Annotated in this window: 1 pseudogene; it reads right to left on the bottom strand. The window is 65.5% G+C overall.

Annotated elements, in window-relative coordinates:
* Positions 1–5 precede the first annotated feature (5 nt).
* Positions 6–267: pseudogene (locus tag L8H52_RS30390) on the bottom strand (type II secretion system protein GspE); the annotation flags it as partial.

Genomic DNA, 267 nt, shown 5'->3' with positions numbered 1-267 from the left:
ATTCATCAGGCGTCCCGTGTCACACGGAGGATTTCTTCAGGGGCGGTGGCGCCGCTGCGAATCCAGCGCTCACCGTCCTCGCGCAGGCTGAACATCCCGGCCTTCGCGGCGGATGCGCGCAGGGCCTGCTCGCCTGCCCCTTGGTGGATCAGCGTGCGAATGTCGTCGTCGATGCAGAACAATTCGTGAATGCCGGTGCGGCCGCTGTAACCGGTTTGATTGCAGTTTGCGCAACCGACCGGGCGCCAGGTGCCGGGTGCGGTGGGA

It is taken from the genome of Pseudomonas sp. CROZ-RG-20F-R04-15 (assembly GCF_022662375.1).
Classification (GTDB): domain Bacteria; phylum Pseudomonadota; class Gammaproteobacteria; order Pseudomonadales; family Pseudomonadaceae; genus Aquipseudomonas.
Note: the sequence above shows the minus strand (reverse complement) of the source record. Positions and strands in the feature narration are given on the sequence as shown.